The sequence below is a fragment of the Mycobacterium sp. 1165178.9 genome, assembly GCF_001673555.1.
Classification (GTDB): Bacteria; Actinomycetota; Actinomycetes; order Mycobacteriales; family Mycobacteriaceae; genus Mycobacterium.
Genome location: NZ_LZMB01000142.1, coordinates 1 through 7,527, shown reverse-complemented (window position 1 = coordinate 7,527; position 7,527 = coordinate 1). Strand labels below are relative to the sequence as shown.

General features: G+C 68.1%; 8 protein-coding genes. 4 read left to right on the top strand and 4 right to left on the bottom strand.

What is annotated here, in order from left to right:
* The first annotated feature begins 51 nt into the window (after positions 1 to 51).
* Positions 52 to 576 carry a DNA-deoxyinosine glycosylase gene (locus A5652_RS06885; protein WP_067348225.1) on the top strand — a complete coding sequence of 175 codons (525 nt, stop codon included), beginning with the start codon at positions 52 to 54 and terminating at the stop codon, positions 574 to 576.
* 54 nt (positions 577 to 630) lie between these two features.
* Here A5652_RS06885 and A5652_RS06880 read toward each other — a convergent pair whose 3' ends face one another.
* Positions 631 to 2,016: an amidase gene (locus tag A5652_RS06880; RefSeq protein ID WP_082983800.1), complete on the bottom strand. Its 1,386-nt coding sequence runs from the start codon at positions 2,014 to 2,016 to the stop codon at positions 631 to 633.
* Positions 2,017 to 2,099: 83 nt separating this feature from the next.
* Here A5652_RS06880 and A5652_RS06875 point away from each other — a divergent pair, with 83 nt between their 5' ends.
* On the top strand, positions 2,100 to 2,534 hold the full coding sequence (locus A5652_RS06875) for an HIT family protein (protein ID WP_067348228.1): 435 nt from the start codon (positions 2,100 to 2,102) through the stop codon (positions 2,532 to 2,534).
* Between the two features lie 34 nt (positions 2,535 to 2,568).
* On the opposite strand, the gene A5652_RS06870 is transcribed toward A5652_RS06875, so the two are convergent.
* The 3 genes from A5652_RS06870 to A5652_RS06860 are packed head-to-tail and all read right to left on the bottom strand — an operon-like array spanning position 2,569 to position 5,608.
* Positions 2,569 to 3,600: an LLM class flavin-dependent oxidoreductase gene (locus tag A5652_RS06870; protein WP_067348223.1), complete on the bottom strand. Its 1,032-nt coding sequence runs from the start codon at positions 3,598 to 3,600 to the stop codon at positions 2,569 to 2,571.
* Positions 3,601 to 3,653: 53 nt separating this feature from the next.
* Positions 3,654 to 4,784, bottom strand: coding sequence for an FAD-binding protein (locus A5652_RS06865; protein ID WP_067348220.1), 1,131 nt, complete (start codon positions 4,782 to 4,784; stop codon positions 3,654 to 3,656).
* Positions 4,781 to 5,608 carry a uracil-DNA glycosylase gene (locus tag A5652_RS06860; RefSeq protein ID WP_067348217.1) on the bottom strand — a complete coding sequence of 276 codons (828 nt, stop codon included), beginning with the start codon at positions 5,606 to 5,608 and terminating at the stop codon, positions 4,781 to 4,783. Before A5652_RS06860 ends, A5652_RS06865 begins: the two co-directional genes overlap by 4 nt.
* A gap of 61 nt (positions 5,609 to 5,669) precedes the next feature.
* Here A5652_RS06860 and A5652_RS06855 point away from each other — a divergent pair, with 61 nt between their 5' ends.
* Together A5652_RS06855 and A5652_RS06850 are read left to right on the top strand one after the other, a co-directional pair.
* Complete coding sequence (locus A5652_RS06855; protein ID WP_067348212.1) at positions 5,670 to 6,911, top strand: MFS transporter; 1,242 nt, start codon at positions 5,670 to 5,672, stop codon at positions 6,909 to 6,911.
* 20 nt (positions 6,912 to 6,931) lie between these two features.
* A partial coding sequence (locus A5652_RS06850; RefSeq protein ID WP_156745194.1) for an FAD-binding oxidoreductase occupies positions 6,932 to 7,527 on the top strand: 596 nt, incomplete at its 3' end.

Below are 7,527 nucleotides of genomic sequence, written 5' to 3'. Positions count from 1 at the left end.
CCGTCCTGCACGTCGCCAACGTACAACGCGGACGAGCCATGATGTGAGGTGATGAACACACCACTGCTGCGGGGATTCCCGCCCGTCGTCGATGAGCGCGCCAGGACGCTGATCCTGGGTTCGTTTCCTAGTGCACGATCACTGGCGGCGGGCCAGTACTACGCCAATCCCCGCAATGCGTTCTGGTCGATCACCGGTGAGCTGTTCGGCTTTGACGCTGCCGCACCCTATGCCAAACGGCTGGCGGCGCTGCAGTCCCATGGTGTCGCGCTATGGGATGTGCTTCTCGCGTGCCGCCGAGTCGGCAGCGCCGACTCGGCGATTGAACTAAAGAGTCTGGCTGCCAACGATTTTGGTGAGTTGTTCGCGCATTACCCCACCATCACGACGGTGTACTTCAATGGAGCCAAGGCCGCCGACCTTTTCCGCCGGCTGGCGACGGCGCCCGATCGGATGCGGTATCAGCGCCTGCCGTCGACCAGCCCGGCCCACGCGATGCGGCCGGGCGTCAAGCTCGCGGCCTGGCGGGTGATCGCGAGTGCGGCGCAGCCGGGCGAAGCGGGTCACCGCCGATAGACTCAGCGGGTGATCGCGAGTGCGGCGCAGCCGGGCGAAGCGCAGGCTAGCCGCCTATGACACCGGCGGGCGGTGAACGGCCCACGGGCGAGCCGCTTCGATCTGCGCCGACAGCGACAACAGGGTCGCTTCGTTATATGGCCTGCCGACGAGTTGGACGGACATCGGCAGGCCATCCCCGTCGAAGCCCCACGGCACCACCGCTGCGGGCTGTCCGGTCAGGTTCCAAATCTGTTGATAGGGAACGTACCGTCCCACCCTCAGCAGCGTCGACACGGCGCCGCGGCGTTGATAGGCACCAATGCGGGACGGCCCTGTCGCGGTCCCGGGGGTGACGACGACATCGACATCGTCGAAGATCGCCTGAGTCCGCGAGACCACCGCATCCTCGTTCGCGCGGATGGCCGCCATTCGGCGGTCTGAGAAGAAAGACCCCAAGCGGGCCATGGTGCGGGTGCGCGGTTCCAGCCGTTCCGGGTGCGCGAGGGCGTCCGCGTCGTCGCAGATACCGCGCAGATAGCGGGGCAGATAGTTGGCGAGTATCGCCGAAATCGGATATTCGGGATCGGCGGTGATGACGTCATGGCCGAGCTCGCGAAGCAAGGCGCCGGCCTGGTCGACCGCCGTCAACTCTGCCTTGCCGACCCTGACCGGCAATGGGGTTGGAACCTTGGTGCTCAACGCAATCCGCAACGTCCCGGGACTGCGCCCCGCCGCGCTCACGAACTCGCCTTCGGGACCGGACACCGTCGACGTCGCATCCAGGAACACGGCCGCGTCCATCACCGTGCGCGCGATCGGGCCGTTGACGCTCAGCCCATACCAGGCGTCGTCGTGCGGCTCCAGCGACACGCGATCGCGTTGCGGCTTCAAGCCGAACAGACCGCACCACGTCGCCGGGATGCGAATCGACCCGCCCCCATCGGATCCCAATGCCAGCGAAGCCAAGCCGGCAGCTATCGCGGCGGCACTCCCGCCGCTACTGCCGCCCGGAGTGCGGGTCAGATTCCACGGATTACGGGTGGCCCCGAACGACGTCGACTCCGTGTAGGGCAGCATCATCAGCTCGGGCACATTGGTCTTGCCGATGATCACCGCGCCCGCGGAACGCAACCGGCGCACCACCTCCGCGTCGGAGGTGACGGCCGGCCGGTGACCGCCGCTGCCGAACGTCGTCACCTGGCCGGCGACATCGACATCGTCTTTGATCGCGATCGGAACCCCGAGCAGCGGCGGCCGCTCGCCCGCATCCAGGCGCTCCTGCGCCACCGCGGCCTCATGACGAGCCTGATCGGCGAGCACCACTCGATAGCAGCGCAGCTGGCTGTCCAGCCGAGCGATCCGCTCCAGGAAGACCTCGAGCAACTCCGGCGCGGTCAGTTCACCGTCGGCGAGCATGCGCGCGTGTGCCGCCGCGCCGGCGAAGGCGAGATCGTTCACCGCGGCAGCGTATCCCCCAATCGCGACGGCCCCCCGACCGGTCTCGGCGTGGCTGTAACCCGGCAACCAGTACCGTGGGCGACATGTCCTGCGTGTTCTGTGCGATCGTCGCCGGCGAAGCCCCGGCCATCCGAATCTACGAAGACGACGACTACCTGGCCATCCTCGATGTTCGCCCGTTCACCCGGGGCCACACGCTGGTCGTGCCCAAATGGCACAGCGTCGACGTCACCGACACCGCGCCGGAAACACTGGCCGGCATGGTCACCTTGGGCCAACGCATCGCCAGGGCCGCGCGCACCACCGAATTGGCCGACGCGACGAACATCGCCATCAACGACGGCAGCGCCGCTTTTCAGAGCGTGTTCCACATTCACCTGCACGTTCTGCCGCGGCGCAACGGAGACAAGCTGTCGGTAGCCAAAGGACTGCTGCTGCGCCGCGACCCCGACCGGGAGGCCACCGGCCAGATTCTGCGCACCGCACTGGCCCGCATCGATGCGAATCAATCGGATTGAGCCCATCGTTCGGGCCGGCACGATCGAGCGAGGGCTAGAACAGCTCTTTGGCCAATAGCTCCAGCGTCGCGACCCGCGCCGGCGCGGTGCTGGGATCGGTGCCGCGGCGGGCCGAGGCCACCGGGTTCACCATGACTTCGTCGACGCCGAACCGGTCGGCCAGTGCCCGGATCTGGTCGGCGGCCTCCGCGGGCGCTCCCAAGACGGCACGTTGCAAGCCGCTCTCGACGATCCTCTGCTGTTGTCCGGTCAACTCGGCAACCGCGGCCTCCTCGACCAACGGCACCGGCCCTAGCGGCTGCCCGGTCCGGAGCCGGGCCATCATCTGCAGGTTCGGCAACATCAATGCCGTTGCCTCTTCCCGGGTTTCGGCCACTGCGGCGTTCACCGTCAGAAAGGTCAGCGGCTCGGCCGTCAGCCGGCACGGCTTGAATCGCGAACGGTAGACCTCGAGCGCCTCGTCGGTTCCGTTGCCGGAGAAGTGATGTGCGAACACGTAGGGCAACCCCTTGGCGGCGGCCAGGTGCGCGGAATACATCGACGACCCCAGCAGCCACAGGCGCGGTTCCCCGGCCGCGGCCGGGGTGGCCCTGAGCGTGTAATCGCCTGAGCGCAGCGGAACCCGCACGCCGCGAGCGCTCATCAGCGCCACCACGTCGTCGAGATATTCGGGGAAGTTTTCGATGTCACGATCGTCCCGACCGCCGCGCAGCGCATACGAGGTCACGGGATCGGAACCGGGCGCCCGGCCGATGCCGAGGTCGATCCGGCCCGGGGCGGCGGCTTCCAGGAGCGCGAACTGCTCGGCCACCGCCAGCGGGGCGTGATTGGGCAGCATCACACCACCCGAGCCCAGCCGCAGCTGCGAGGTCTGCGCGGCCAGGTAGGCGAGCACCACCGGCGGGCTGGTGGCACCCACCGACGGCATGTTGTGGTGCTCGGCGACCCAAAAGCGGGTGAAGCCCAGCCGATCCGCGGCCTGCGCCAGCTGCACGGTGGCCGCCAGCGCGCCACCGGTGGTCTGGTCGGTGCGCACCGGGATGAGATCGAGGACGGAGAGACGCACGATGGCGTCAACGCGCGCGGGCCGGCAAACGTTCCCGTTCCGCGCGACCCGGCTCAGTAGTCCTTCAGCGCGATCGAGGCGACGATCCGGTCGAACACCTCTTGGGGTATCGGCGCACCGCCCGGAATGTTGTCTACGACCAGCCATTGATTGCGCTTGACGTAGTCGCTGAACTCGCGGTGATAGCTTGCGAAGCCGGCTTCGTAGTCGACCATTTCGTCTTGGGACGCCGCCTTGAGCTCACCGGCCAGGACGTAGGCGCCCAGCAGCGCAACGCTGGTCCCCTGACCCGACAGGGGCGAACAGCAGTACCCGGCGTCACCGACCAGCGCCACCCTCCCCCGCGACCAGCGATCCATCTTGATCTGCGACATCTCGTCGAAGTAGAAGTCCGGTGCTTCCCGCATGTACTCCAGCAGCTGCTGGCGAACCCAGCCGTCACCGGCCGTCCGCCGCTCCAGCTCGGCGAATTGGGCCGCGGTGTCGCGGTAATCGATGCGCAGGTCGGTATCCATGAAACCGACCATCGCCCGCGCCTCGGCGTTGTTGCGGGCGCTGTAGACGCCCGCCATGGTGGAGTCGCCGTAGTGCCACATCTGCCAGTAGTCCAGGTCCAAGAAGTTGGGCACCGTGAAGATCGCCGCGTGCGTGCCCAGCCTCTCGATGAAATCTTCTTCCGGCCCGAACACCAGACGCCGCACATTGGAGTGCAATCCGTCGGCGCCGATGACCAGGTCGAAACTGCGCGGCGCGGCGCGCTCGAAGGTTACGCGGACCGCCGCGCCGTCGTCATCGAGGGCGGTGATGGTGTCATCGAAAAGGTATTCGGTCGTCCATTGGCTTGCGCCGTAAAGCAATTCGACTAGGTCGTCGCGCAGCAGCTCGATGCTGGGGCTCTCGATGGGCCCACCGGTGGGTGTCGATTCGGTGTCCCGGGACAATTCGTTGCCGTCGCGGTCCACGACGGAGGAGCCCCGGATTTGCGTCTTGCGCTTCTGGGCGGCGCCCAACAGGCCCATCCGCTCGAGCACCGTCAGCGCCGGCCCCCGGACGTCGATCGCCTGACCGCCCGGCCTCGGCCCCCGATGGCGCTCGACCACGGTCACCGAAAAGCCATGCCGTCCAAGCCAAAAAGCGGCCGCCGTACCCGCCACACTGGCGCCGGATACCAAAACCTCCGTCACTTGATCCCTGCCAGTTCCTTTGCGTTGCGGAAGACGTCGTCGAGCATTGCTGGTGTCAACCTACCGGTGAACATGTTTTGCTGGCTGGGGTGGTAGCAGCCAAGCAAACGAACACCCGGCGCCAGGTCGGCAACGACGCCGTGGCCGAACTTCGGCCTGGGCCCCGTCGAGGTGCCCGGCAGCCGCAGCGCGATCTGCCAGCCGAACCCGCCCAGGGCCACGACCACGCGAACATCGTCTGCCACCAACCGCCATTCGGCCCGCAGCCAGGGCCAGCAGGTGTCCCGCTCCTCCGGCGTCGGCGCGTTGGTGGGGGGCGCGCACCGCACCGGGGCGACGATGCGAATCTTCTTGGTCTGCAACCCATCCGCGGCGTCGACACTGGTGGGTTGGTTCACCAGCCCGGCCCGGTACAGCGCCGCGTACAACTGGTCGCCCGAGCGGTCGCCGGTGAACATCCGTCCGGTGCGGTTGGCGCCATGCGCGGCGGGCGCCAATCCGACGATCAGCAGCCGGGGGCGCGCCGACCCCCAACTCGGTACCGGCCGCCCCCAATACGGTTGGTCGGCAAAGGCTCGGCGTTTGACGACCGCGACGTCCTCGCGCCAGCTGACCAGCCGCGGGCAGGCCCGGCAGACGCTGACCAGTGCATCGATTTCGGGAATCGAGCCGGCGTGCTCGGCGAGGTCTGCGACCGAAGCGGCATCGGCGGCCACGGGTGTCTGCGGTGTGGCCGGATCGCTCGGCCATCCGGTGCCGGCGCCAACCGGAGAGCTGAACGCCTGGCCGGTACGTGGGTGGGCGAGCACATGAACATCCTGCATGAGTCGAAAAATTCGGTCGCCGCAAATACCGCTTTGGCATACATTCAGCGGCGATATTCCGATGAAAAGCGGCGGCCCAGCATTTTTGATCCTGTTCGCCACGTTGATGGCGACGGCGGGTAGCGGCGTCTCGATAGTCGCGTTCCCCTGGCTCGCGTTGCAGCACCACAACAGCGCGCGCGACGCCTCGGCCGTGGCCCTGGCCATGACGCTGCCGCTGGTGCTGTCCACTCTCGTCGCAGGCGCCGCGGTCGACTTCTTCGGTCGCCGCCGGGTATCGCTGGTGTCCGATTCGCTCTCCGGGGCGGCGGTGACCGCCGTGCCGCTGATCGCGTGGGCGCTCGGTGCGGACGCGCTCAACCTGGCCGTGCTCGCCATCCTGGCCTTTTTCGCGGCCGGGTTCGACCCGGCCGGGACGACGGCCCGCGAGTCGATGCTGCCCGAGGCCGCTGCCCGGGCGGGCTGGTCGCTGGCCCGCACCAACAGCGTGTACGAGGCGATCCTCAACCTGGGGTTCATCGTGGGTCCTGGCCTCGGGGGCCTGATGATCGCCACCGTCGGCGGCATCAACACGATGTGGATGACGGCCGGGCTGTTCGGGCTGTCCATCTTGACGATCGCCGCGCTGCGGCTCGAGGGCGCCGAAAAGCCCGCGCGCGAGACCCGGCCCGGCGGATGGATGTCCGGCATCGCCGAAGGGTTGCGCTTCGTCTGGAACGTGCGGGTGCTCCGGACGCTGGGCTTGATCGACCTGGCCGTCACCGCGCTCTATCTGCCGATGGAAAGCGTGCTGTTTCCGAAGTACTTCTCCGATCAACACCAACCCGCGCAACTGGGGTGGGCGTTGATGGCGATCGGGTTCGGCGGCGTAGCGGGGGCGCTTGGATATGCCGCGGTGTCGCGACGTCTCCGGCGGCGCACGGCCGTGCTGACGGCGACCCTCACCTTCGGGGCGGCGACCGTCGGGGTCGCGTTCCTGCCGCCGTTGCCGGTGATCCTGGTGCTGTGCACGGTCACCGGCGTGGTCTACGGACCGATCCAGCCGATCTACAACTACATGATGCAGACCAGGGCCCCGCATCGGCTCCGCGGCCGGGTGGTCGGCGTGATGACCGGGCTGACCTACGCGGCGGGCCCGCTGGGCCTGATCGTGGCCGGTCCGCTGACCGATGCGGCCGGGCTGAAGGTCACGTTCCTGGTGCTGGCCGTACCGATCCTGCTGATCGGCCTCGTCGCCTGCCGGCTGCCGTCGCTGCACGAACTGGACCGCGCGCCCGAGTTCGCGGAAGACCCGGGCCGGTGAGGCGGGCTTAGTATCGGGCCGTGAGCTCTGACGCCCTGGCCAGCCTGATCGCCGACCTGCCGGACGGAATGGTCGTCACCGACCCAACCGTGACCGAGGGCTATCGTCAGGACCGCGCCTTCGACCCGTCGGCCGGTAAGCCGCTGGCCGTGGTGCGGCCCCGGCACACCGACCAGGTGCAGGCCGTGCTGCGCTGGGCGGCCGCACACCGGGTGCCCGTCGTGACGCGCGGCGCCGGCAGCGGCCTGTCCGGCGGGGCGACCGCACTGGACAACGGCATCGTGCTCTCCACCGAGAAGATGCGCGACATCGCCGTCGACCCGGTGACCCGCACCGCGGTATGCCAGCCCGGGCTGTTTAACGCTGAGGTGAAGAAGGCCGCCGCCGAGCACGGACTGTGGTATCCGCCGGATCCGTCATCGTTCGAAATCTGCAGCATCGGCGGCAATATCGCCACCAACGCCGGCGGGCTGTGCTGCGTGAAGTACGGCGTCACCACCGATTACGTGCTGGGCATGCAGGTGGTGCTGGCCGACGGCACCGCGGTGCGGCTCGGCGGCCCGCGCCTCAAGGATGTCGCGGGGCTTTCGTTGACCAAACTGTTCGTCGGTAGCGA